The sequence below is a fragment of the Myxococcus qinghaiensis genome (genome assembly GCF_024198215.1).
Taxonomy (GTDB): Bacteria; Myxococcota; Myxococcia; order Myxococcales; family Myxococcaceae; genus Myxococcus; species Myxococcus qinghaiensis.
This window is the reverse complement of sequence record NZ_JAKCFA010000017.1, coordinates 19,594-43,306: the sequence shown is the minus strand read 5'-3', so window position 1 is coordinate 43,306 and position 23,713 is coordinate 19,594. Positions and strand designations below refer to the sequence as shown.

At 71.0% G+C, this 23,713-nt stretch carries 22 protein-coding genes; 9 read left to right on the top strand and 13 right to left on the bottom strand.

Translation table 11 applies throughout. The features are described 5' to 3' along the window. Positions 1 to 103 precede the first annotated feature (103 nt). Positions 104 to 1,243 carry a phospholipase D-like domain-containing protein gene (locus LZ199_RS28645; protein ID WP_253996954.1) on the bottom strand — a complete coding sequence of 380 codons (1,140 nt, stop codon included), beginning with the start codon at positions 1,241 to 1,243 and terminating at the stop codon, positions 104 to 106. Between the two features lie 81 nt (positions 1,244 to 1,324). Beyond that, positions 1,325 to 1,534 (bottom strand): hypothetical protein, encoded by a 210-nt coding sequence (locus tag LZ199_RS28640; protein ID WP_253996953.1) that lies wholly within the window; start codon positions 1,532 to 1,534, stop codon positions 1,325 to 1,327. Positions 1,535 to 1,720: 186 nt separating this feature from the next. Here LZ199_RS28640 and LZ199_RS28635 point away from each other — a divergent pair, with 186 nt between their 5' ends. Together LZ199_RS28635 and LZ199_RS28630 are read left to right on the top strand one after the other, a co-directional pair. Further along, positions 1,721 to 2,731, top strand: a complete 1,011-nt coding sequence (locus LZ199_RS28635; RefSeq protein WP_253996952.1) for a serine/threonine-protein kinase — start codon at positions 1,721 to 1,723, stop codon at positions 2,729 to 2,731. An 18-nt stretch (positions 2,732 to 2,749) separates the two neighbouring features. Further along, entirely contained in the window at positions 2,750 to 2,944 is a 195-nt protein-coding gene (locus LZ199_RS28630; protein ID WP_253996951.1) for a hypothetical protein, read from the top strand. 52 nt (positions 2,945 to 2,996) lie between these two features. Here the strand turns inward: LZ199_RS28630 and queF are convergent, their stop codons facing one another. After that, positions 2,997 to 3,353 (bottom strand): preQ(1) synthase, encoded by a 357-nt coding sequence (gene queF, locus LZ199_RS28625; RefSeq protein ID WP_141646096.1) that lies wholly within the window; start codon positions 3,351 to 3,353, stop codon positions 2,997 to 2,999. A gap of 197 nt (positions 3,354 to 3,550) precedes the next feature. Between queF and LZ199_RS28620 the strand changes: the two genes are divergently transcribed. Beyond that, complete coding sequence (locus LZ199_RS28620) at positions 3,551 to 5,461, top strand: hybrid sensor histidine kinase/response regulator (protein ID WP_253996950.1); 1,911 nt, start codon at positions 3,551 to 3,553, stop codon at positions 5,459 to 5,461. 75 nt (positions 5,462 to 5,536) lie between these two features. Here LZ199_RS28620 and LZ199_RS28615 read toward each other — a convergent pair whose 3' ends face one another. The 3 genes from LZ199_RS28615 to LZ199_RS28605 are packed head-to-tail and all read right to left on the bottom strand — an operon-like array spanning position 5,537 to position 9,518. Beyond that, positions 5,537 to 6,286 carry a carbohydrate deacetylase gene (locus LZ199_RS28615; RefSeq protein WP_253996949.1) on the bottom strand — a complete coding sequence of 250 codons (750 nt, stop codon included), beginning with the start codon at positions 6,284 to 6,286 and terminating at the stop codon, positions 5,537 to 5,539. Positions 6,287 to 6,304: 18 nt separating this feature from the next. Beyond that, on the bottom strand, positions 6,305 to 7,321 hold the full coding sequence (locus LZ199_RS28610) for an extracellular catalytic domain type 1 short-chain-length polyhydroxyalkanoate depolymerase (RefSeq protein WP_253996948.1): 1,017 nt from the start codon (positions 7,319 to 7,321) through the stop codon (positions 6,305 to 6,307). Between the two features lie 10 nt (positions 7,322 to 7,331). Then, a complete protein-coding gene (locus tag LZ199_RS28605) occupies positions 7,332 to 9,518 on the bottom strand; it encodes a protein kinase domain-containing protein (RefSeq protein ID WP_253997120.1) in 2,187 nt (728 codons plus the stop codon). A 240-nt stretch (positions 9,519 to 9,758) separates the two neighbouring features. On the opposite strand from LZ199_RS28605, the gene LZ199_RS28600 reads away from it, so the two are divergent. From LZ199_RS28600 to LZ199_RS28590, 3 genes are read left to right on the top strand one after another with little or no spacing between them, the layout of a single operon-like run. Continuing rightward, positions 9,759 to 10,220, top strand: a complete 462-nt coding sequence (locus LZ199_RS28600; RefSeq protein WP_253996947.1) for a hypothetical protein — start codon at positions 9,759 to 9,761, stop codon at positions 10,218 to 10,220. 54 nt (positions 10,221 to 10,274) lie between these two features. After that, a complete protein-coding gene (locus LZ199_RS28595) occupies positions 10,275 to 11,558 on the top strand; it encodes an amidohydrolase family protein (RefSeq protein WP_253997119.1) in 1,284 nt (427 codons plus the stop codon). A gap of 42 nt (positions 11,559 to 11,600) precedes the next feature. Next, positions 11,601 to 12,197 (top strand): peroxiredoxin, encoded by a 597-nt coding sequence (locus LZ199_RS28590; RefSeq protein WP_253996946.1) that lies wholly within the window; start codon positions 11,601 to 11,603, stop codon positions 12,195 to 12,197. Here LZ199_RS28590 and LZ199_RS28585 read toward each other — a convergent pair whose 3' ends face one another. From LZ199_RS28585 to LZ199_RS28560, 6 genes are all read right to left on the bottom strand, one after another. Beyond that, the gene (locus tag LZ199_RS28585; protein WP_253996945.1) at positions 12,198 to 12,722 is read right to left on the bottom strand and encodes a GNAT family N-acetyltransferase; all 525 of its coding nucleotides are present in this window, start codon (positions 12,720 to 12,722) and stop codon (positions 12,198 to 12,200) included. Between the two features lie 94 nt (positions 12,723 to 12,816). Next, positions 12,817 to 14,925, bottom strand: a complete 2,109-nt coding sequence (locus tag LZ199_RS28580) for a chloride channel protein (RefSeq protein ID WP_253996944.1) — start codon at positions 14,923 to 14,925, stop codon at positions 12,817 to 12,819. A 142-nt stretch (positions 14,926 to 15,067) separates the two neighbouring features. Beyond that, positions 15,068 to 15,880 carry a DUF1109 domain-containing protein gene (locus LZ199_RS28575; protein ID WP_253996943.1) on the bottom strand — a complete coding sequence of 271 codons (813 nt, stop codon included), beginning with the start codon at positions 15,878 to 15,880 and terminating at the stop codon, positions 15,068 to 15,070. Further along, complete coding sequence (locus tag LZ199_RS28570) at positions 15,877 to 16,464, bottom strand: RNA polymerase sigma factor (RefSeq protein WP_253996942.1); 588 nt, start codon at positions 16,462 to 16,464, stop codon at positions 15,877 to 15,879. Before LZ199_RS28570 ends, LZ199_RS28575 begins: the two co-directional genes overlap by 4 nt. Positions 16,465 to 16,574: 110 nt before the next feature. Further along, positions 16,575 to 17,603 (bottom strand): acyl-CoA desaturase, encoded by a 1,029-nt coding sequence (locus LZ199_RS28565; protein ID WP_253996941.1) that lies wholly within the window; start codon positions 17,601 to 17,603, stop codon positions 16,575 to 16,577. Between the two features lie 84 nt (positions 17,604 to 17,687). Then, on the bottom strand, positions 17,688 to 19,127 hold the full coding sequence (locus LZ199_RS28560) for a site-2 protease family protein (RefSeq protein WP_253996940.1): 1,440 nt from the start codon (positions 19,125 to 19,127) through the stop codon (positions 17,688 to 17,690). Between the two features lie 95 nt (positions 19,128 to 19,222). On the opposite strand from LZ199_RS28560, the gene dusB reads away from it, so the two are divergent. Further along, the gene (gene dusB / locus LZ199_RS28555; RefSeq protein WP_256569505.1) at positions 19,223 to 20,239 is read left to right on the top strand and encodes a tRNA dihydrouridine synthase DusB; all 1,017 of its coding nucleotides are present in this window, start codon (positions 19,223 to 19,225) and stop codon (positions 20,237 to 20,239) included. 30 nt (positions 20,240 to 20,269) lie between these two features. Here dusB and LZ199_RS28550 read toward each other — a convergent pair whose 3' ends face one another. Further along, the gene (locus tag LZ199_RS28550) at positions 20,270 to 21,568 is read right to left on the bottom strand and encodes a glycoside hydrolase family 1 protein (RefSeq protein ID WP_253996938.1); all 1,299 of its coding nucleotides are present in this window, start codon (positions 21,566 to 21,568) and stop codon (positions 20,270 to 20,272) included. Positions 21,569 to 21,931: 363 nt separating this feature from the next. Here LZ199_RS28550 and LZ199_RS28545 point away from each other — a divergent pair, with 363 nt between their 5' ends. Both LZ199_RS28545 and LZ199_RS28540 read left to right on the top strand, forming a co-directional pair. Continuing rightward, positions 21,932 to 22,141, top strand: coding sequence for a hypothetical protein (locus LZ199_RS28545; RefSeq protein WP_253996937.1), 210 nt, complete (start codon positions 21,932 to 21,934; stop codon positions 22,139 to 22,141). Positions 22,142 to 22,240: 99 nt separating this feature from the next. Further along, entirely contained in the window at positions 22,241 to 23,698 is a 1,458-nt protein-coding gene (locus LZ199_RS28540) for an NFACT RNA binding domain-containing protein (RefSeq protein WP_253996936.1), read from the top strand. The last annotated feature ends 15 nt before the right edge of the window (positions 23,699 to 23,713 follow it).

The following is a 23,713-nucleotide window of genomic DNA, read 5'->3' as shown; positions in this document are numbered from 1 at the left end:
GCGACAGTGTAGAGCGCCCTGGTGGCCCGCGCAGCACGTCATGAGGGGGCTGCGGCCGGGCAGGGGCTTTTTCAGGCCCTCGCGTGACGCGAGCGTGACGCGCTCACCGCTTGCGCCGCCGGCCGATGAAGCTGGCGAAGCGCTCCGCGAAGCGCGCCACGGCCAGTCCCACGACGTCCAGCAGCCACCGCTGGAGGCCGGAGCGGCCGCACTGCTCGGGCAGCACGTGCCGCGACAGGGCCACGTGCTTGTCCAGCCACAGGGCCGCCTGCGCCGCCACGCCGGGCTCCTCCGCCTCCACCAGCGTCTCCAGATTCACGAGCGACAGCGGGTCCAGGTTGAAGCTGCCCACCAGCAGCGTCCTGCCATCCACCACCGCCGCCTTGGCGTGCAGCGTGGAGGCGGTCCACTCGTGGATGTTCACCCCGGCGCGCAGGAAGGTGGCGTACAGCCGCATCGTCGCCGCCCGGGCGAAGATGACGTCGCTGCGTCCAGCGAGCAGCAGCGACACCTTCACGCCCCGGCGCGCCGCGCGCGTCAGCGCCTTCACGAAGTGCGTGTCCGGGAGGAAGTACGCGTGCGCGAGGATGACCTCGTGCTTCGCCCCGTCGATGGCGGACAGGTAGCGCTTGCGCAGCCGGTGCCCGCCGCCGATGCCGGACAGGAACAGCCTCACCGCGCCCGCCGACAGCGCCGCCGCGCCCGCCGTCAGCTTCGCGCCCAACTGCCGGCAGATGTCGCCCCGCAGCTCCACCGCCAGGTCCGCCCAGCCGGGCACGTCGCCCCGGGCCGCGTAGGCATCGCCGATGTTGATGCCGCCCAGGAACGCCACCGTGTCGTCGACGAGGAGAATCTTGCGGTGGTTGCGCCACGAGCGGCCCAGGCACAGCGACGTGAGCGGGTTGTACACGCGCACCTTCGCGCCCGCGGCCAGCAGCGTCTGGGTGAGGTGCTTGCTGGCGCCGATGCTCCCCCAGCCGTCCACCACCACCTTCACCACCACGCCCCGCTTCGCCGCCGCCACCAGCGCGTCCAGGAAGAGCGCGCCCACGCCCTCGCGCTCGAAGGTGTAGACCTCCAGGTGGATGCGGTGCCGGGCGAAGGAGATGGCCTCCAGCATCCGGGGAAACGCCTCCGTCCCGCCATCCAGCAGCGTGCAGTGCTCGCTCGCGTGCTCCCGGCCCGGTGACGGCGGGGACTGCGGGAGCGCGGGCTGCGGGACGAGGGAGGCTTCGGTGCGCATGAGCGCACCCACCCTACAACTCTCCCGGGCGGAGCGGGACACGCCCCAGGTGAGTGCGGGCCCGGCTCACGTCCCAGGACTTCACCCGTCGTGCTTGCGAGCGCCCTTGCCCTTGCCCTTGTGACGGCATTCGTCGCCATCCCAGTACTGGCTCGGGTGACAATCCTTGCTGTTGCGCTTGGACTTCTTCGACTTGGGTGGATGCGAGCCGTGGCCGTGGACGTCGCGGTGGACGATGCACCCTCCGAGCAAGCAGAGGGCGAGGAGCGGGACGAAGAGACGGAAGTTCATGAGTGAGGGGGGCCGGAATCGGGGGGAGCCCAGGGTCCAGACCCGCCGGTACCGGGGATGGCCACGTGAGACATCGACGGTGCGCGTCCAGTTCTGTACCCTTCGCCCGTGCCTGCCGCTGAGAAAGCAGTCCGTCATCGCAAGATTGGCGCGTATCGAGTGCTCGGAGAGCTGGGCCGAGGTGGGATGGCCGTCGTGTATCGCGGCCTCCACGAGATGATTCAGCGCGAGGTCGCCATCAAGGAATTGCTGCCGGAGGGCAAGCGGGACAGGGAGACCTTGTCCCGGTTCCGCCGGGAGTCGCTCGCGCTGGCCGCCTTCCGCCACCAGAACATCGTCACGCTCTACGACCTGGTGGAGAAGAACGACAGCATGTTCATGGTGATGGAGCTGGTGGACGGCCCCACCCTCCACACGCTCATCAAGGAGGGGCCGCTGCCGCCGGACGTCACGGGCGTCATCGCCGCGCGCATCGCCAGCGCGCTGGACCACGCGCACTTCCGCCACATCATCCACCGTGACTTGAAGCCCGCCAACGTCATGCTCACCAAGTCCGGTGACGTGAAGCTGATGGACTTCGGCATCGCCAAGGACGTCGGGCTGGAGGCGCTCACGCAGGCGGGCATGGCGGTGGGCACGCCCTCGTACATGTCCCCGGAGCAGGTGACGGGCGCGCCGCTGGATGGCCGCACCGACATCTTCTCCCTCGGCGTGCTGCTCTACGAGGCCCTCTCCGGCGCCCGGCCCTTCCACGGCAAGACGGCGGGCGAGGTCTTCGCGAAGATTCGCGACGGCAAGTACACGCCGCTCAGCAAGGTGGCCCCCAACGTGCCCTCGCCCCTGGTGCGCATCATCCAGCGCGCCATGGAGGTGAAGCCCGAGGACCGCTTCCCGGACGCCGCCGCCATGCGCCGCGAACTGGACGTCTTCCTGGCCCAGGAAGTCCAGGTGTCGCATGCGGGCTTGCTGGTCGCCTTCCTGCGCCACCGCCAGAAGCTGACGGAGACGGAGGCGCAGCAGCTCCTACGGCCCCAGGAACTGGACGCGGCGGTGGAGGTCTTCGACACCTCGCGCTCGCGCTCCGGCGGTGGCCTCAAGTGGGCGCTCGTCGCGCTCGCCCTCGCGTCGCTGGCGGGGACGGGCCTCTACTTCACCCAGGCGCAGTGGGCGCCGCTCGTGCAACAGCTCACCCGCTGAGGCGGGAGGAGGCAGTCCATGGGACGCATGGTCACTTTCATCTTGGGCATCGTCGTGCTGGTCGTGGCGGCCCGGTACGTCCTCAACCGCCCGGCCAAGACGGACCCGGAGGCCGCCGCCGCCCGCAGGCTGCAGAACGTGCACAAGGCCGCCGACCGCATCGAGACGGACCTGAACAAGAACGCCGACGCCATCTTCAACAAGGCGGAGTGAGGCGCGAGCGCCCTCGAGACGGCGCTCGCGGCTTCCGGCTGTTGCTACACGGCTACTTCTTCTCGTGCGTGACGGTGACGATGGTGCCGATTCCGCCGCGCACGAACCAGTCACCCACCAGCGTCAGCTTGCGCGGCTGGATGGCCTTGATGATGTCGTCGGCGATGGTGTTGGTGACCTTCTCGTGGAAGGCCCCCTCGTTCCGGTAGGCCCACATGTAGAGCTTCAGGCTCTTCAGCTCGATGCAGAGCTGGTCCGGGACGTACGTAATCTTGAACCGGGCGAAGTCCGGCTGCCCGGTGAGCGGGCACAGACACGTGAACTCCGGGCAGTCGAACGCGATTTCGTAGTCGCGCTCAGGGGCCGGGTTGGGGAAGGTCTGGAGTTCCTTGGTCGGCTGCGAAGGCATGGCGGTGTCGTCTACCACACCATCGCTACGTGTCATCCACGACGTGGCGCCAAGCCTGCCTGGTTGCCCCTGGAGGGTTTTGTCACCCCCTCAACGCGGCGGTCGTCCACCAGCGGGGAATGCGGGGGGCAGGCGGGTTGCGCACTCGGGGCGGGGTTCATAATCCCGAGAAGGCCCCCCGCCACCTTCGCGAGCACATGACGCTTCCCCCTGACGTCGAAGAAGCCTTCTCGTGCCTCCCCCAGGCCCTGGTGCGCGTAGGACCCGACCTGTGCGTCCAGTGGTGTGAGGAAGGGTTCGCCCGCAAGACGGGCATGACGCTGCCGCTGGGCACCAGCCTGCTGGAGGCATTGGAGCGCGGGCGGAGCCTGGACGCGGTGGAGCTGGCCGTGCGCGAGGGCCGTCCACACACCGGCCACGTCATCACCCGCGAGCTGCACCAGGTGCGCGTGCAGGTGAAGCCGGGACGGGAGGAGGAGTCTCCCGGCTCCTGGCTGGTGGTGGAGCCCTCCGGCGTGGATGACGACGGCGCCTTCTCCATGGCGGTGCGCGAGATTGCCCGGGCCGTGGGCGAGACGCTGGAGGTGGACAGCGTGTGCGCCGCGGCGGTGGTGGCGCTGGTGCGCTGCGCGCAGGTGCGGCGCGCGGAGGTGTACCTCTGCGAGGAGGACGGCACGGAGCTGCGCCGCTCGGCGGTGTCGGACCTGGCCGGGAGCGAGTCTCCCGAGGACTCGTTCGACCCGGAGGAGGACCCGTTCCGGCAGGCGCTGGCCTTGCGGCAGGCGCAGCTCGGCATCCAACGGGGGTATGGGGATTCGATGGGCTCCATCTTCGCCGCGGTGCCGCTGTGCGCGCCGCGCCGGACGGTGGGGCTGCTGCTCCTCTACAAGGAACAGGGCACGTCCTTCTCCGCCCGGGAGCTGGAGCTGTGGACGGCGGCGGCCAATCAGCTCGCGGTGGCGGTGGAGAACGCGCGCCTCCTGCGCGAGGCGAAGGCGGCGCTCCAGGTGCGCGAGGAGTTCATGTCCATCGCGAGCCACGAGCTGAAGACGCCGCTCACCCCGCTGAAGCTGGGCCTGTTCACCATGGAGCGCCGGCTCACGGCGGGGCAACCGCTGGAGCTGGCCACGGTGCTGAAGTCCAAGCGGCAGGTGGACCGGCTGGCGGGGCTGGTGGATGACCTGCTGGACGCCTCGCGGCTGGATGCCGGGAAGCTGGCGCTGGATTTGTCGCCGCTGGAGGTGGGGCAGCTGGTGGCGGAGGTGGTGGACCACTTCCGCGCGGCCTTCGACAGGCCCTTCGCGGTGGACGTGCCGCGCGAGCGCGTGTGGGTGCGGGGAGACAGGGACCGGCTGGAGCAGGTGCTCGTGAACCTGCTGGAGAACGCGCACAAGTACAGCCCGCCGGGCGAGCCCATCACCGTGTGCGTGGAGCGGCTCGCGGGCGAGGCGCGCATCCACGTCCAGGACCATGGGATTGGAATCCCGGGCGCGGACCAGTCCCAGGTGTTCCAGCGCTTCTACAAGGCGCGCAACGTGTCGCACCGCAACTTCGGGGGACTGGGGCTGGGGCTGTTCATCAGCCACTCCATCGCGAGGCTGCACGGGGGCGCGCTGTCGCTGGCGAGCGCGGAGGGCCAGGGCAGCACCTTCACGGTGAGCCTGCCGCGCATGCCGTCGCACGAGGTGAAGCGGCTGCCCCGGCGGGTGCTGCTGCTCGACGAGGACTCCGCGCAGGAGGCCCTGGCGGAGCGCGTGTTGTGCGCCGAGGGGTTCGAGGTGTTCACCACGCGCAACGGAGCAGAGGCGCTGCGCCAGGCCACGCACCTGCCGGTGGACCTCATCGTGCTGTCCACCTCCGTCACGCATGGCAAGGCGGGGATGTTCCTGGAGACCTTCGCCACGCTGCCGCGCGCGCGGCCGGTGCCCATCCTCCTGGCCGGGGATGCGCGGCCGTGGTGGGCCCAGGAGGAGACGTCCCTGTGCACGCGGCCGTACGTCGCCGATGAGCTGGTGGCGCGCGTGCGCAACGTGCTCATGCAGGAGCGGCGGCGGCCCTCTGGAGTGGCGTCCGCGGTGGGTGACCTGCCCGCGGCCCCTCGACTCTGAGGGGCATGCGCGGAGCCCGGCTCGTCAGGGGCCACCCCCCTCGCAAGGCGGGGACCCCTGACGTGAGCCTGGGGATCAGCTCGCTTGCGTCAGGACCCGGTAGTCCACGGGGGTGATTCCCAGGCGCGACAGCGTCTCGCGGGCCTTCGGGTTCTGGAAGGTGGCCAGCTCCACCTCGCGCTGGGCGCCGTAGCTGCTCTTCACCGTCTCGGGGCGATAGCCCGGGTGGCACATCAGCTCGACGATGCCCTCGGAGGGCAGCGACACCAGCTCCGCCTCCAGCCGCTCCAGCGTCCAGTACGCGTCCGAGCCCGTGTCGCCCAGGAAGTGCGTGTTGGTGGGGATGCCCTGCGTCTTGAGCGCGTGGCGCATGATGGAGTCGATGGAGCGCACCGGCAGCTTGTGCTCCCGGGCGACGCGGGACAGGCCCTCCAGCACCAGGGGCTGCAGGTGCAGATGCATGTGCACGTCCACGTGCGTGGGCGCCCGCCCCGTCAGCGCGGTGAAGCGCTCCAGCTGCGCGCGCGTCTCCGCCTCCACCACCTCGGCGGTCATGCTCGAGGCGCGCGACTCCAGGAAGTTCCCGTTGGCGCCGAGCATCTCGCGCGGGAAGTCGCTCGACACCGGCGTGCCCCGGGCCAGGTTCAGGTGCAGCCCCAGCGACAGGCCCTGGGCCTCGTGGGCGGAGGCCTCGGCGAACGGGGTGTTCACCATGAGGGTGGCGGACGACACGATGCCGTCTCGCATGGACTGGAGGATGCCGCGGGTGACGGCGGGGTCATACCCCAGGTCGTCGGCGTTGATGATGAGGGCGCGTGTACTCACGAAGAACTCTCCTGCGCATCAGGGACGAGGCCGGGTTTGGAAGAAGCGCCAGGCCTCGAGCGTGGCGTTCAGGTCCTGCGTGGGGTTGCCCGCGCTGACCGGACTGCCAGGCCAGGTGTGTCCGCCGCCCTGCACGGTGCAGAGCGACGCGGTGGCGTTCTCGGGAGAACAGCCGGTGAAGGCGCTACAGGTACTGTCCCCCTGGCGGTACGTCTCCACCACCGGGCCGCCGCAACCATTGCGCTCGGCCTGGCTCCGGACGGAGTCCTCGGCGGAAGGGTAGGCGCGGCCGAAGGGGATGTTGTTGCCTCCCGCGTAGAGGATGACGGTGTCCGCGGTGCCATGGATGTGCAGCACCGGCACCGGACGGGACGGGTTGCACCCGCTCTGCGGCGACATGCCGGAGACGGGCGCCACGGCGGCGAAGCGTCCCGCGCGCTCACAGGCGAGCCGGTAGGAGAAGAAGCCGCCGTTGGAGAAGCCGGTGGCGAAGGTGCGGCGCGGGTCCACGCACACGCGGGTGTCCAGGTCCGTCAGCAGCGCGTCCACGAAGCCCACGTCGTCGCTGTTGGAGACCTGGGCCGACCCACAGCACGCCCCCGCGTTCCAGCCCCGGGTGTTGTCCCGGGGGTTGCTGGTCGTGCCACCGTTGAGCTCCTGGGCGCTCAGCCCGCGCGGGTAGACGACGAGGAAGCCCTCGGTGTCCGCGAGCGTCGACAGGCCCGTCTGGACTTCAAGCTGCTCGGGGTTCGAGCCGAAACCGTGGAACGCGAGCACCGTGGGCATGGGCTTCGTGGCGTCGTAGCCGGGAGGCACGTGGACGCGGTAGGTCCGCGCCCGCCCATCGTGCGTCACTGTCCATTCATGGGTGCCCGGGCCCTCGGACAGTCCGGTGCAGGACGTGCGCTCCGGCACGGAGGGCTCATCAGGGCCACCGGTGTCACCGGGGACTTCCGGGCGTGAGGCCGTCGAGGACGAACAGCCGAGTGCCCCCAGGACGAGGGCGAGGAGCACGAGATGGGGGCCGCGAGACATGGACGGGAAGCTAATTCCCCGTCTTGCACTCCGCCGCGAGGACGTTCGCCCGTTCGGGGAATCGTTCCTCCAGCGTACGCTTCACCTCGGCGACGGCCGTCGCATTGCCACCATGGGCATGGAGCTGGCATCGCGCGGCCAGGGCCCGAGGGTCCTCCGGGGCCAGCTTGTCCGCCTCCCGGTACGCGCGCTCGGCGCCCGTGCTGTCGCCCTGACGGAAGAGGACGGCCCCCAGGTAGTAGTGCGCCACGGCCAGCCGGGCATCCTTGCGCACCGCGCGCTTGAGCAGCGTGGCGGCCTCGTCCACGCGCTCCTGCCGGAAGCGCACGAAGCCCAGCTCCGCCAGGCTGGCCGCGTCGTCGTGCTCGCGCGTCCAGGCCGACAGCACCGTGGCGGCCTCGTCCAGCCGGCCGCTCTGCGACAGCATCCGCCCGTAGCGAGGCGCCACCCGCGCGGTGCCCGGCTTCTGGGCGTAGGCCTTCGCCAGCGCCGCCACCGCGCCGGACAGGTCTCCCTGGCGCTCGCGCAGGTCCGCCAGCATCAGCGAGGGGCGCAGGTCCTTCGGCGCCAGCGCGAGGGCCTCGTCCAGCGCGCGCTCCGCCCGCTTGCCCCGGTTCAGCTCCGTGGCCGCCTGGGCCGCGAGCAGGTGCGCCTCCACGTCCTTCGGAAAGCGCGCGACGTACGCCTCCGCCAGCTCCAGCGCCTGGGGGTGGGCGCGAGCCGTCAACAGCGTCGTCCCCGCCTGGGCCAGTTCCTCGGCGGTGGCGCGAGGGTCCGCGCCCAGGCCGGACAGCAGCGACACCTTCGCGGCGGGCGTGTCGGCGGCCTGGGCCTTCGCCAGTCGCTCCGTGGGCGACGACTCCGTGCGCGTCAGGTACCACGTCCCTCCGGCACCGAGCGCCGCGAGCCCGAGCACCCCTGCCAGGGCGAGGCCCCACCGTGAGCGACGTCGAGGACCGCCCTGGGTGATGCCGGAGTCGTTGCGCGTGGGAGGCGACGAGTCCGCCGGATTGCGCGTGGGCGGCGTCGAGTCCATCGCGGCGTCAGGTCGCGACGGCGGCGAGATGCCCGGAGAGCTGGCGCGGAAGCCCGCGACGGTGGCGGCCTCGGTGGAGCCCGGGAACGCGGGCGGGGGCGGGCGCACGGAGTCCGGAGGCTCGCCGTGGAGGGTGGCGCCCACGTCGGGCAGGAAGACCTGGGGCCACGCGCCCGGCATCGTCATGGCGTCGTGGGGCGCGGCGTTGGGGTCGAAGGCGCGCGGAATCGGCGGCGTGCCGCCGTGGGACGGGTCGGCCATCCGCGCGCGGCGCAGGGCCTGGCGCTTCGGGTCCCGGTCCGGTGGGAAGAGGGTGTCCACGTACGCGGCCACCTGCTCCCCGGTGGCGACCTCGGCCTGGCCGCCAATGGCCTCGATGGCGTCGATGAAGGACTCGAGGCTGTCGAAGCGCGCGGCCGGGTCTCTCTGGAGCGCGGTGAGGCACACCAGCTCCAGCGCGGCGGGGACGGACGGGTCGAACGCGGTGGGGGGACGCGCGCGCCCCTCCGCGATTCGGCCCAGCACCTCCTCGGCCGTCATGCCGGTGAAGGGCCTGCGGCCACAGAGCTGCTCGTACAACATGACGCCCGCGGCGAAGAGGTCCGCGCGGTGGTCCACGGGCTTGCCGGCGATCATCTCCGGCGACATGTAGAAGAACTTGCCCTTGAGGACGCCGGGCTCCGTGCCCGACCCGAGCGCGTCCGCCTTGGCGATGCCGAAGTCGATGACCTTCACCGCGCCATTCACGCCCACGTGGATGTTGTCGGGGGTGAAGTCGCGGTGGACGATGCGCAGCGGACGGCCCGCCTCGTCGACGGCGCGGTGGGCCGCGTCCAGGCCCCGGCACGCCTCCACCAGCACGCGCAGGGTGATGCCCAAGGGCACGCGCTGGCCCCGCTCGGCGGCCTCCTGCCGCAGCTCCGCGAAGGAGCGGCCCTCGAGCAGTTCCATCGCGATGAAGGGCTCGGTGCCCTCCATGCCCAGCTCCAGGATGGCGACGACGTTGGGGTGGCGCACCTGCGCGGTGATTCGCGCCTCGTTGAGGAACATCTGCACCACGCGCCGGTCCGAGGCCAGGTGCGGCATCAGCCGCTTCACCGCCACCGCGGGCCCGCGCGCGCCGTCATCCTCGAAGCGGCGCCCCAGGTACACCTCGGCCATGCCGCCCGTCGCGATGCGCGCGGACAGCCGATAGCGACCGACCCAATAGGTGTTCGGACCCGACTCCAAGATGGCGCCAGTCTATGTGGAGAGCCTCCCCGCGTCCCCCCTCAGAAGTTCGAGGGTGGACGCCTGCCCGTCTCCGTCCCGGCCCCGGCCGCCCGGCGCTTGCGCCCCCCTGCCGCGCGGGCCCAGGCTGGTCGTGGATTTCCACGTGCCTGAGAAAGGTCGGAGGCCCGCATGACGCAAGGCGCGCCGCTGCTGTGGCTCACGCACGCGGCGGCCACCCTCTACCTGGTGGGCGTCATCGCCGTCGTCCAGGGCGTGCACTACCCGCTGTTCGCCCGGGTGGGCGTGGAGGGCTTCGCCGCCTATGCCGCCGAGCACGGCCGCCGCATCACCCGCGTCGTCGCGGTGCCCATGCTGGTGGAGCTGGGGTGCGCGGTGGCGCTGGTGCTGACGCCGCTGCCTCCAGGGGTGCCCGCATGGATGGCGTGGGCGGGCCTCGCGGCGGTGGTGGGGGTGTGGTTGTCCACCTTCTTCTGGCAGGTGCCTCGGCATGAGGTGCTCCGAGGTGGGTATGACCTCGAGGCGCTCCGTGGCCTGCTGGCGACCAACCTGGTGCGCGGGGTGCTATGGGCCTTACGCGGGGTGTGGGCGCTCTATCTGCTGGCTCGCGCGATGGGTCCGGTGGAGTGCTAACCTCCCGGCGCGCTGACCCGCCACGCGCTTCGTTCTTCGTTCTTCGGAGGGATGTTGGGCACCGTCCTCAAGGGTGGTTACGTCGTCGAGCTGGAGCCCGCGGTGGTGGAACGCGTGGATTTGCGCGTCGAAGGGGAGCGAATCGTCGCGCGGGGGCCGGACCTGACGCCCCAGTCCGACGACGAGGTGGTGGCCCTCTCCGGCAAGCTCGTCTTCCCGGGCCTGGTCAGCGCGCACCACCGGCTGCACGCCGTCCTGGGTCGGGGCATGCCGAACACCGCGATGGAGACCTACCAGGACATCCTGGAGAAGGTGCTCTGGCCCTACGAGGACGCGCTGGATTTGGACGCGGTCCAGGTGGCGGGCTGCGCGGGCGGCCTGGAGGCGCTCCAGTGCGGCACGACGACGGTGTGCAACCTGCACTCGTCGCCCAAGGCGGTGTCGGGCTCGCTGGTGCGGCTGGCGCGCGGGCTCCATGAGGTGGGCGTGCGCGGCGTGCTCGCCTACGCGGTGTCGGACCGCGGCGGGGCGGTGGGGCGCGAGGAGGGGCTGGAGGAGACGGTGGGCTTCGCGCAGAAGGCGAAGGGGAGGTTCCGGGGCCAGGTGGGCGCGGCCCCCTGCTTCACGCTGGGGCCGGACGCGCTCCAGGGCCTCGCCGAGGCGCTCAAGGCGGCGAACACCGGCCTGCACATCCCGCTCGCGGAGGACCCGCTGGATGAGCGGCTGTCCAACGAGCGGCACGGCGCCTCGCAGGTGCCCCGGCTGTTGGACGCGGGGCTGTTGTCGCCTCGCAGCCAGCTGGCGCACGTGGGGCACCTGGCGTGGGCGGACCTGGCGCAGGTGATTGCGACGGGGGCGTGGATTGTCCACACGCCGCGCGCCAACCAGGGGCTGGAGGTGGGTTATGCGCCGGCGCTGAAGTTCGGCGCGCGCGCGACGCTGGGGGCGGACGGTGTGTCGGCGGACCTGTTCGCGGAGGCGCAGGCGGCGTACCTGCGCTCGCGCGAGGCGGGGCAGCCCATCGACGTGCTGCGCTACCTGGCCAACGGACACCGGCTGGTGTCGCAGCACTTCGGCGTGCCGGTGGGGCCGATGCGGGAGGGCGCGCTGGCGGACCTGCTGGTGCTCGACTACCTGCCGGCGACGCCGCTGACGGCGGAGAACCTGGCGTGGCACGTGGTGTTCGGCCTGGGCAGCCGGCACGTGGAGGCGGTGATGGTGGACGGGGTGTGGCGCATGTGGGCGCGCCGGCCGCTGTCCGTGAACCCCTCCGTGGTGGCCGAGCAGGCGCGCGAGGCCGCCGCCGCCGTGTGGGCGCGCATGGCCGAGGCGAAGTAGCGACGCCTGCGTCGCTTGCCTGGGAGGAGCGGGCCCGCTCAAATGGCCGGCATGCTCCTCGCTCCCGTGCTGCTCGCAGGCCTGCTGGTTGGCGCCGTTCCCAACGTGGGCGACACCGCCCCGGACTTCACCGTGAAGGACACCGACGGCAAGGTCTACATCCTGTCGGAGCTGGTGAAGCAGGGGCCCGTCATCGTCGCCTTCTTCCCCAAGGCCTTCACGGGCGGGTGCACCAAGGAGCTCAAGGCGTACACGGCCCGGCACTCGGATATCGAAAAGCTGCAGGGGCGCGTCCTGGCCTTCAGCACGGACGACGCGGCGACGCTCAAGCGCTTCAAGGACGAGCTGAAGGCGCCGTTCCCCTTCATCCCGGACCCCGAGGGCAAGGTCGTCGAGGCGTACGACGTGAAGATGCCGCTGGTGACGGTGTCCAAGCGCTACACCTTCGTCGTCGGCGAGGGGCGCAAGGTCCTCAAGGTGGACTCGGGCGGTGACGCCATCGACCCGTCGGGCGCCATCACCTCGTGCTCCCAGGGCAAGCCCGCCGCGGCTCCTGAACCCGGCGCGACGCCAGCTCCCGCCGCAGCGCCGGCGCCCGCCGCGAAACAGCCCGCTCCCGAGGCGAAGCCGAAGCCGTAGCTAGCGGTCCCTGGGCGGTTTGAGGCGCAGCGGCGGCAGTCCCCGGTTGTCGAAGAGCTGGGCCGGGGAGTCCTCCACGTAGCTGTCCTCGAACTGGCCGCCGGTGTACTCGCGGATGACCTTCCTCCAGAAGGAGGTCGCCGCGTGGTTGGCGGGGAGCTGGGACACCTCCCACAGCCCCCGGAAGCGGTCGAACACGGCCATGGCCGCGCGCCGGCCCAGGCCGTAGCCCCGCTCGCCTCGCAGGATGAAGAACTCGCTCATCCGGAAGTCGCGCCCGGGCGTCATGTACGGGAAGGGCGCCTGCGCCACGAAGGCGAAGCCCACCGTGCGGCCCTCCCAGCGCAGCAGCAACGGGTGGACCTCGTTGGAGTCCGCCAGCCACGTGGGCAGGAAGTTCGGCACCCACTGGCCCTGCGCGTCCAGGCGGTACTCCACGCCGAACTCGCTCAAGTCATGCAGGTAGAGCGGGTACAGGTTTCGCAGCAGCGGGTGCTCGGCTGGACTCGCACGGAGTAGCTCCACGGACGCCTCCGGGCGCCCAGCATGTCCCATCCTTCACGCCACGAACAGGACGAGCCTTCCTCGTAAAAGGGGGTTGGCCCGGACCCCAGGGGCGTCAGTGGGAGGTCTCCGTGGCGCTGACGGGGGTGTCGCCGCTCGCGTGTGCCCGGGCGTGCTGGGCGAAGAGGAAGCGCCTCACCGCGGCGCGAGTCAGCAGGCCCCGGGTGGCGATTCCCTCGGGCGCGGCGACGGGCAGGGCGTCCACGTCCTCCTGGTCCATGAGGAGCAGCGCGTGGGCCAGGTCGGTGTCGGGAGCCAGGGCGGGCAGCTTGCGCGCCAGGTCGCTCGCCACCAGCAGCGGGTACATGGCCTCGTCGCGCCACACCTCGCGCAGCTGCTCCACCTGGACGATGCCGTAGACCTCGCCGTGGTTGTCCAGCACCGGCAGCGCGCCCGTCTCGGAGGTGAGCAGCAGGTCCGCCAGGGGGCGCATGGGCAGGCCCGCGGGCACGGGCGCCATGTGCTCCATCAGCTCCTTCACGGGCGTGTGCTCCAGCAGGTCCGCGTCGCTGGGCGCCTTGGGCGCGTTGCGCTCGATGAGGTAGTGGCACAGCGCGGAGGCGATGGTGCACGTCACCATCAGCGGGAGGATGATGTCGTGGTTCCCGCTCAGCTCGTACATCATCATCATCCCGGTGAGCGGACCCCGGTTGAGCGCCGCCACCGCGCCGCCCATGCCCACCAGCGCGTACGCCCCGCTGGGGCCGGTGCTGGCCGGGAAGAAGTAGTGCACCAGCGTGCCGAACGCGCCGCCCGCCATGGCGCCGATGACGGCCGCGGGGAAGAACGTCCCGCCGGAGCCTCCCGAGCCGATGGTGATGGCCGTCGCCACCAGCTTCAGCACGCAGGCGGTGACGAGGAAGAGGAAGGACAGCTTTCCCACCGCCGCCAGGTTGATGAAGTCGTGTCCGCTGCCCCACACCGTGGGGCTGACGAAGGCCATGGTGCCCGCGCACAGCCCGCCCACGCCCGCGCGGAACGGCAGCGACTTGCGGCCCAGCCACGGCGACAGCGTGCCGCCCATGCGCCCCTGGAAGAAGTGCTCCACGCCGTGCAGCATCCGCACGAAGGTGAAGGCCAACAGGCCGCAGCCGATGCCCAGCACCGCGTAGGCCAGGACTTCCGAGCCGCTCACCAGCTCGTACGGCACGCTGCGCAGGATGGGCGCCTCGCCCAGCACGCCCTGGCTCACCAGGGTGCCCGCCACGCTGGCCAGGATGATGGGCGAGAAGACGCGCAGCTCGAACTCGCGGAGGATGATTTCCATCGCGAACACGGCGCCGGCGATGGGGGCGTTGAAGGACGCGGAGATGCCCGCGCCCGCGCCGCACGCCAGGAGGATGGACAGCTCCTTGCGGCTGAAGCCCAGCACCCGGCCCACGCTGGAGGCGAACGCCGCGCCGCCATAGACGATGGGGCCCTCGCGGCCCGCCGACCCACCGCTGCCGATGGTGATGGCGGACGCCACCAGCTTCAAGAGGCCCCGGTCCGCGGGCACCACGTTGGCGCCGCTCTTCACCGCGCGCACCACTTCCGGCACGCCGTGGCCATGCGTCTCCGGCCTGTCCCGCAGCAGCCGTCCCACCGCCACGCCGCCCAGCGTCGGCGCCAGCAGCATCAGCCACCAGGGCAGCTGGGGAATCGCCTCCGCCAGGAAGTGGGGGTGGCCGAAGACGCTGTTGAGCGCGGCCAGCGCCACCAGGGGGTAGTAGAGCGACAGCGCGCCCAGCGTCAGCAGCGCCAGGAGGCGCAGCCGTCGCTTCACCTCGTCCCGAGGGCCCCCGGGCTCGATGACCCGCGCCAGCATCAGCGCGCCCAACGCCAGCGGCGCCCCGACGATGGCGTACTCCAGATGCCACCGCGCCGAGCCGAACGCGTCCATCAACGTCAGCAGCTGGCTGCGGCGCAGCGTGTGCGCCAGCTCCGCCGCGCCGAACGTCAGGCCGCTGAAGAGGCCAATCAGGTTGGAGAAGATGCCCGCGACAAGTCCGCTGTAGAGCCCCACCACCGCGCCCGCCACCGGCAGCACCGACGGGCCGGGCAGTCGCAGGCGGTTGGAGGCTTGAAGCGCCGCGTGGGTGAAGCGGCTCAGCAGTTCTCGGGCTCGCACGAGCCACGCCGAGCGCTGGGTCACCACTCCAGGCGGAGGTTCATCGACATTCATTGGTCCTCCCACTAACCCATCCCGAACGTGGAAGCTGCAACGTTCTGGAGTGGCTTGTCGGGCCGGTGGCACTCCTCTCGGAGGCACGGCGCGAGAGGGCGAGGAGGAGGGAGCGAGGAGGAGGGCGGAGGGGCGCCTGTCCTCAGGGCGCGTGGCTGCTCGTGGGCATGCGCGAGCGCAGCAGCACGGCGATTCCCCCGAGCCCCAGCCAGGGAACGACATGGCCCCAGAGCAGGTGTGACGCCGTCCCGTCGGGACAGTGCAGGTGGAGGACGAGCAGGCTGGCCGCGCCCGCGGACAGTCCGGCGGCCAGGGCGCGCACGGGGTGGAAGGCGGAGCGGCTCAAGAGCACCAGCGTGACGGCGAGGGGCACCACCGTCACCGCCAGCTCGGTGCCCATGCAGCCGACGAGGCCCGCGAGGAAGGCCCGGCCCTGCTGGCCGGAGCCCGTGAGCACCACGGTGAGCCCCAGCGCTCCCGAGGTGGCGAGGACCGCCACCCAGGGCACGACGCGGCGGTGGGGTGACAGCGCGATATAGGTGCCGGCGCCCAGCAGCGCGAGGATGAGGATTGCCACGCCCACGACAATGCTGGAGTGGGCCGCGTTGCCCACCCAGAAGTCGCGGCTCAACAGCATGAGCCCCACGCCCACCGTCGCCGCGTGGACGCCCACCAGCAGCACCAGCCCATGCCACCAGGGGCGCGCCTTCGGCTGCTTCGCCAGGGTCTCCAGCGCGAAGCGCCGCGCGTCGAACTGCCCGGGAAGGGTGTCCTCGTCGTCCTCGTCGTCAGAGGAGGCGGACGCCGGCGCCGTGGGAGCGGGGCTCGGTCCGCTGATGAATTCGAAGCCTCCCGTCACCACCTGGCACTCCTGGCAGTTGGCCACGTGCGCGGCCAGGTCCGGGGGCAGGGCCTCGCCCAGGCGGTCCATCACCCGTGAACACTCGGGGGTCATTCCAGGGTCTCCGTTCGAAGCGTGGCGAGCAGCTCGCGCAAGCGCGTATAGCCGCGATGGGCCCGGACCTTCACCGCGCTCTCGGTGAGGCCCAGGGTGTCGGCGATTTCGGCGAACCCCATGCCCTCGAAGCGGTGCAGGAGGATGGGGATGCGCTGGCCCTCGGGCAGCGCGTCGAGCGCCTGGCGCACGGCGCGCTCCAGCCCCACGTCGCGGGGGCCAGGGCCCTCGTCGGCGACGCCCGTGGGCAGCTCTCCCTCGGGGGTCAGCTCCTCGGGGCGGCGGCCCCGGCGCTGGAAGTCCCGCGCCGCGTTGGTGGCGATGGCGTACAGCCAGGGCTTGAAGCGGGAGCCCGCCAGGAAGCGCCCGCGCGAGCGGACCAGGGACATGAAGGTGAGCTGCACCAGGTCCTCGGCCGTGGACGCGCTGCCCGTCAGCCGGGTGAGGTAGCCGCGCACCTGGCGGGAGTGGCGCTGGAAGAGCGCGTCGAACGCCAGAGCCTGCCCCTCACAGAACCGCGCCATCAGCACCTCGTCGGACTCGGGGGCGACGGAGGCGCGCCCCGAGTCGTCTCCGGTACGCACGGGCGCGGAGGCGGGTTTCATCGGCGGAGGCGAAGTCACTCGCGAGCCACTCTAGCCGGTTGGCCGGGACTCGGGTGGGTGCGCCTCCGCCTCGCCCTGACTTGCGACGGCTACTGCTTGAGCATCGGCTGCGGTGTGGGTGCCGAGGAGGGCAGGTGGTCCGCGGCGACGGCCAGCGCCTCGCGAACCTTGCCCTCGGCGGCCGCCTTCGCGGCGACCAATTGCGCGCGCGTGCCTCCCGCGCCGAAGAAGCGGGCGGGCACGGCCAGCGCGGCGCGGTCCTCCGCCGAGTACTTCTTGTACGCGTACCTCACCGAGTCGGAGGGCAGCCGCAGCCCCTCCACCACCTTGAACCAGGAGAGCACCTTCAGCGAGTAGAAGCTGAAGTCCACCTCCCACCAGAACCAGCCCTGGTTGGCGGTGTTCTGGTGGTAGTGGTGGTTGTTGTGCCAGCCCTCGCCCAGGGTGATGAGCGCCAGCAGCCAGTTGTTCCGGCTGGTGTCCGTCGTCTTGTAGCGGCGCTTTCCGAAGATGTGGCTCAGGGAGTTGATGGTGAACGTCCCGTGCCACAGGAGGGTGGTGCTCACGAAGAAGCCCCACACCAGCATGGAGAAGCCGCCGATGAAGTAGAGCGCCACCGCCAGCAGGACGGGCGGCACCAGGTGGAAGCGGTTGAGCCACACCAGCTCCGGGAAGCGCGCGAAGTCCTTGATGCCCTCCATGCGCGTGGCCCCGTACTTGTCACACAGAATCCAGCCCACGTGGCTGAACCAGAAGCCCTTCTGCACCGGCGAGTGGATGTCGTCCGCCTGGTCCGATGTCCGGTGGTGGTGGCGATGGTTGGCCGCCCACCACAGCACGCCCTTCTGCGTGGACAGGGTGCCCACCAGCGCGAGGATGAACTGGAAGACACGGCCCGTCTTGAAGGCCCGGTGGGAGAAGTAGCGGTGGAAGCCCACCGTGATTCCCCACATGCGCAGGATGTACAGCCCCACACAGACCGCCACGTCCACTGGCTTCGCCCCGACAGAGAGGACGAAGAGGCACATGATGTGGACGGCGAAGAAGGGGATGGACGACAGCCAGTTCAGGCGCTCGTTGTCCGAGGGCAGGGCGGGAGCAGGAGAGGAAGTCTGCAAGGGAGCCTCTTGAGCTGGAGCAGGAGCGCACCCGAAAGTGCGCAGCCTCGCCCCGCATCAACACCCCCTCCTGTCATCGCTCTGTCAGGAGGCGGCGGATTGCCGCAGCTCCGTCAACCACTCCTCGAAAGCGGGGTGGCCATGCAGCGGCGCCAGGTCCGCGTCCGAGGCGGCATAGGCCCCGTCCTTGAACCCCAGCTCACTCGCCTTGCGCAGCAGGCGCACCGCGTCGGGCACGTTGCGCGCCTTGGCATGAGCGCACGCCGCGTCATAGGCGATGCTGGCGCTCGGCACGTACTCGAGCGCGGCCTCGCCCATGGCGGCGGCCTCTGAATAGACGCCCCGGATGAAGAGCACCCGCTCCGCGCAGCTGAAGGCCGCGGCGGGCTCCACGCCGGGCAGCTTCAGGGCCTCCGGCGCGCGGCCCAGGCGGATCAACGTGCCGGCGTACTCGTGCATCACCGTGCGGTCCGAGGACGCCTGCCAGGCCTGCTTCCACCAATCCAGCGCGCGCGCGTCATCGCCCACGAGGGAGAAGGACGCGGCCACCGCGTGGGGCTCCACCTTCTGTCCCTGCACCTGGGAGAAGTGGTCCAGCGCCTGACGGCCCTGGCCTTCCTTCAGCGCCACCCAGCCGAGCAGGTGGTGGGCGTGGCTGGCCAGCTCGGCGGTGAGGCCATCGCCGCCCTCCAGCACCGAGCCCGCCAGGCGCCGCGCGTCGTCCATCCGCCCCGCGTCCAGGGAGGTTTTCGCCTCGCGCAGCTTCGCCGCCAGCGGGTGGTCCATCGAGCCGGCGCTGATGCCGGAGGCGCCGCCGCCGGAGCTCATCAGCTCCGCCAGGGAACGGAACGCCTGGAAGCCGTACATGGCGAAGAAGATGGCGGGGAACAGCCACCCGATGTTCACGCTGTAGACGACCACGGCCACGCACACCAACAGCGCCAGGCCCTGGGAGGCGAGCATCCCCCGCCTGGGACCGAGCACCCGGGTGGCCAGCGTGGAGACCAGGCGCCCGCCGTCCAGCGGCATCACCGGCAGCAGGTTGAAGATGGCCCAGATGAAGTTGGCCCCGGCGAAGGTGCGCAGGAAGAAGTCCAGCGCGGGGGAGTGCCCGTTGAAGACGAGGTAGCCCACCAGGCTCACCACGCCGAGCAGCAACCCGAAGAGGGGGCCCGCCGCGGTGATGACCAAATCCCGCTTCCAGGGAAGGGGGCCGGGCATGTCGGTGGGCAGGGTGTGCCCGCCCAGCCAGACGAGGGCGATGCTGGGGTGGTAGCCGAAGAGGCGGCTGGCCAGCGCGTGGCCCAGCTCGTGGACCAGCACGGACACGAAGACGATGAGCATCCACGACAGGACGAACACCACCATGGCGCTGGCCTGGCCCAGGGCGGGCGCCTCGGACACCTGGCGGAAGGGCCAGCCGTCCTGCGCGGCGCGGACCGAGCTGTAGGCAAGCACGGCGGAGACCAGCAGGTGGCTGGGGTGGACGTCGACGGGAATGCTCCCGAGTCGAAAGCGGAACATGGGCACGGACCTTAACCGTTGAGGCGCGGATGCGCAGTGCGTAGCGCACATCCCGCAACCGCTTCCTCTTCATTTCGGTAGGTTCTCCGCGCCCCATGCTGCGACTCGGTCCTTATTCCCTCCCGAATCCTTTTGTCCTCGCCCCCATGGCCGGGGTGTCGGAGATGCCCTTCCGGGTGCTCGCCTTCCGCATGGGCGCCGCCCTGTGCCCCACCGAGCTCGTCAGCTCCCAGGGGTTGATGCGGGCCAACCAGCGCACCCTCATGTACCTGCGCTTCGACGCGGAGGTGGAGAGGCCCTACTCGCTCCAGCTCTATGGAGGAGACCCGGAGGCCATGGGCCTCGCGGCCGCGGTCGGCAAGTCCCATGGCGCCCAGCTCCTGGACATCAACATGGGCTGCCCCGTGAAGAAGGTGACGAAGAACGGGGCGGGCAGCGCTCTCTTGAGCGACCCGGAGCGCGCCGCCGCCATCGTCCGGGCGATGCGCGAGGCCTCGGGCCTGCCCGTCACCTGCAAGATTCGCTCGGGCTGGGACGCCAAGAGCCGCAACTACCTCCAGATGGCCGCAGCCCTCCAGGAGGCGGGCTGCGCGGGGCTCGCCATCCACCCGCGCACCCGGGAGCAGGGCTACTCGGGGCAGGCGGACTGGAGCGTCATCACCGACTTGAAGCGCCACTTCCCGGAGCTGCCCCTGTTCGGCAACGGGGACGTGCGCACCCCCGAGGACGCGCGGCGGATGCTGGAGACCACCGGCTGCGACTACGTGATGATTGGCCGCGCGGCCCTGGGCAACCCGTGGATTTTTCGCGAGCTGGCCGGCGGGGACGCGCCTTTCCCCGAGGAGCGGTGCGCCCTGGTGCTGGAGCACTTCCACGCGCACCTGGCCTTCGTGGGGGAGCCGCTCAACGCGGTGCGCTCCTTCCGCCGGCACCTGGGCTGGTACGCCCACGGCCTCGCGGGCGCCTCCGCCTTCCGTGCGCGCGCCAACACCCTGGATGCCCCGGAGGCGGTGGCGGACGCGGTGCGCGCCTTCTTCTCCGCCGCGGACGCGGACCGCTCCGGTGCCTCCTCGGAGGAGCAGGACGTCGACTACCGCGCCGCGCTCGGCTGAGCCACCGAGCCTGACGCGGCGCGGAAGTTCTTACAGGGACGAGGCGCCCGGCGGCACGAGCACGCGGCCGGTGGCGACCGCGCGGAAGTAGTCGCAGGCGGGCGTCGAGCGGCGCTCCAGCGTGTCGAAGTCGACGTGGTAGAGGCCGAAGCGCGGCCCCCAGCCCTCCAGCCACTCGAAGTTGTCGAGCAGGCTCCAATAGAGGTACCCGCGCACGTCCACGCCCTGGGCCCGGGCGGCCAGCACCTGCGAGAGGTGGGAGTGCAGGTAGTGGGGCCTCCGGGCGCCCGCGCGGTCATCGATGCCGTTCTCCGTAATCCACACCGGCTTGCCGTAGCGCTTCACGTCGCGCAGCGTCTGGAGGAAGCCCTCGGGCCAGTCCTCCCAGCCGATGTCGGTGAGGCCCCGGCCCCGGGTGTCGCGGTACTTGAACTCGATGAAGGGCGGGCGCGGCACGAAGCGCAGGTGCGCGCGGCTGTAGTAGTTCACCCCGATGAACTCCACCGAGTCCCGGGCCTCGGGGATGTCGGCGCGGGTGGTGGCCACCCCAGGCATGTTGACCCGGAGCTTCCCGGTGGAGAGCGCCTCGTGGAAGGCGTGGTTGTAGGCGGGTGAGGCCAGCCGCACGAGCGCGCGGTCCAGCGGGTTCCACCAGCGGTCCGGCGCGAAGGCCAGCATGTTCTGGGAGATGCCCAGCTCCACCCGGCCCAGGTGCTCCAGGAGCTCCCGCCGCGCCGCCGCGTGGGCGCGGACCATGTTCTCCAGCGCCCTCATGGTGAGCGCCCCGTCCGCGATTCCCGGGGGGATGGCGCCCTGGAGGTAGCCGCCCAAGAGCAGCACCATCGGCTCGTTGAAGGAGATGACGAGCGCGTCCAGGCCCTCCAGCAGAGAGGCGCACCGGCGGGAATAACGGCGGAAGACCTCCACGCTGTCGGCCGAGTGCCACGGCGTCTCCCGGTGGAACCACGTCGGGTGGGTGAAGTGGTGGAGCGTCACCACCGGCCGCAGGCCCTGGGCCTTCATCTTCAGGAGCCGCTCCCGGTACGCCTCCAGCGCGGCCTCGTCGAAGCGCCCTCGCACAGGCTCGATTCGCGCCCACTCGAGGGAGATTCGGAAGGCGGTGGCGCCCACGGCGCGGGCCAGCGCGTAGTCCTCCTCGTAGCGGTGCCAGTGGTCCACGGCCCGCCCGCAGCGGGCGTGGGGCTCCTTCAATTTTCCGGCGCGCTCCCACTCGGCCCAGTCGTTCTCGATGCCGCCCTCCACCTGGTACGCGGAGGTCGCGACGCCGAAGGTGAAGTCCGCGGGGAAGGTCATCTCGGAGGTCCTCATCGTGGCCGCGCACCGTAGACGCGGCCCTCCCTCGCGAAAAGTTCGGAGTGCCGCGAAGGCCAGTGCGCGGCACCCGACAGTGCGCCTCCGAGGCGCGAGGCGCGAAGGGCTCCGTCGCGTCCGGAGCCTAGAATTCGGCCTCGCGCGCGTTTTCGCGCATCGCTTCGGAAGTGTCCGCGAAGCGCCTTTCGCGACCTCCGGCGCCGCCCGATGCCGAAAAATCGGCCTCGCCGCGCGATGCAATACATCACCATGCGTTGACACACTGGTGTGTCGCCCGTACCATTCACTTCAAGCACTCACTCCATCAAAAGAAGAGTGCAGGCCCTCGGTTCACTGGGGCCAATTACATGGAGGGTTCTGATGGCCGCTAAGAAGAAGACCGCCGCGAAGAGCGCGAAGAAGAAGACCGCCGCGAAGAAGACGACCACCCGCAAGACGGCTGGCAAGACCGCGAAGAAGGCGGCGGCGAAGAAGACGACCGCTCGTAAGGCCACCAAGAAGGCCCCTGCCCGCAAGCGCGCGAGCAGCAAGGCGAAGACGGTGGCGGCCCCGGCGACCCCGGAGTCCTGAGCAGCACGTCGTCATTCGCGGACGGTATTTGACGTCCGGTGAACGGCTCGGCGAAACACGCCGGGCCGTTTTTCTTTTGTCCGGACAGGAGTTTGGCCCATGTCACTGCGTCCTTCGGAGCTGGAGCAGGTGGTGGCGGAGGTGGGTGCGAAGCTGACGGGAGCGGTGGCCCAGAAGGCCTGGTGCCCGCTGCCGAGGCTGGCCTACCTGGAGCTGCGAGTCCCCGGGCGCTCCTTCCTCTTGTGCCTGTGCGCCGAGGGAGACCTCTCCCGGGTGGCCGTCGCCGAGACGCGCTTCCCCACTCCCGGAGAGCCCGCGCCCTTTCAACGGTGGCTGCGGCACGAGCTGACCGGCGCGAAGCTGGTGGCGGCGCGCTTTCGCGACGCGGAGCGGGTGGTGGAGCTGGACTTCGAGCGCGAGGAGGTGCGCCGTCGTCTGGTGATGGAGCTGGGCTCTCCGGGTGGACTGCTCCTCTTGAGTGAGCAGGGCCGGGTGCTGATGCTGTCCGGCGAGGGCTTCGGTCCCCGGCGCAACCTCTACCCGGGCGCGGCGTGGACGCCTCCGGAGCCGCTGCCCCCGGACGCACTGGCCAAGGCGCGCCTCGCGCCCTCGCGACTGGTGCCCGCCGAGGGGGACACGCTCCCTTACTCCCACGCGGCGGAGGGGCTGCTCGGCGCCAAGGACCAGGCGAGCCGCGCGGAGTCCATCCGCCGCCGACTCGCGCAGCCGTACCGCGCCCGCCTCAAGCGCTCCTCGCGCACCTTGGAGAAGGTGAGGGCGGAGGCCGCGCGCGGGCCGGACGCGGAGAAGCACCGTCGGACGGGGGAGCTGCTCGCGCAGAACCTCTTCCGCCTCAAGCGGGGCGCCACCGAGGTCACCCTCACCGAGTACACCGAGTCAGGCGCCGAGGAGGTCCAGGTGAAGCTGGACCCGAAGCGCACGCCCAAGGAGGAGGCGGACTGGAACTTCCACCAGTACCGCCGGCTCTTGAGGGGCGTGGAGCAGGCGCGTCACCGCGAGGCGGAGCTGGCGCGCGAGGTCGCCCACGCGCAGCTGTCGCTGGAGCAGGTGGAGCGGATGGACGAGGCGATGCTGCTCGCGCAGGCGCAGGTGCTCCATGTGCCGGTGGGAGGCGAGGCCACGCCGGAGGGCAAGCCCTTCAAGGAGTACGTGGGCCACGCGGGCGCTCGCATCTGGGTGGGGCGGGGCTCGGAGGACAACGACACGCTCACCTTCAAGGTGGCCCGGCCCTGGTACCTGTGGTTCCACGCGCGCGGCGTGCCGGGCAGTCACGTGGTGCTTCCCCTAGAGAAGGGACAGGAGCCCACGCAGGAGGTGCTCTTGGACGCGGCGCACCTGGCGCTGCACCACTCCGGGGCGAAGGGCGAGCCGCGCGGCGAGGTGAGCTACGTGCAGGTGAAGTTCGTGCGCAAGGTGAAGGGAGGGGCGCAGGGGCAGGTGACGTACACGCGCGAGAAGACCTTCGTGGTGCGCATGGAGGCGGAGCGGCTGGAGCGACTGCTCAAGTCCCGTCATACCGAGGTGCCCGCTCCGTGACGAATTCTTCCCGTG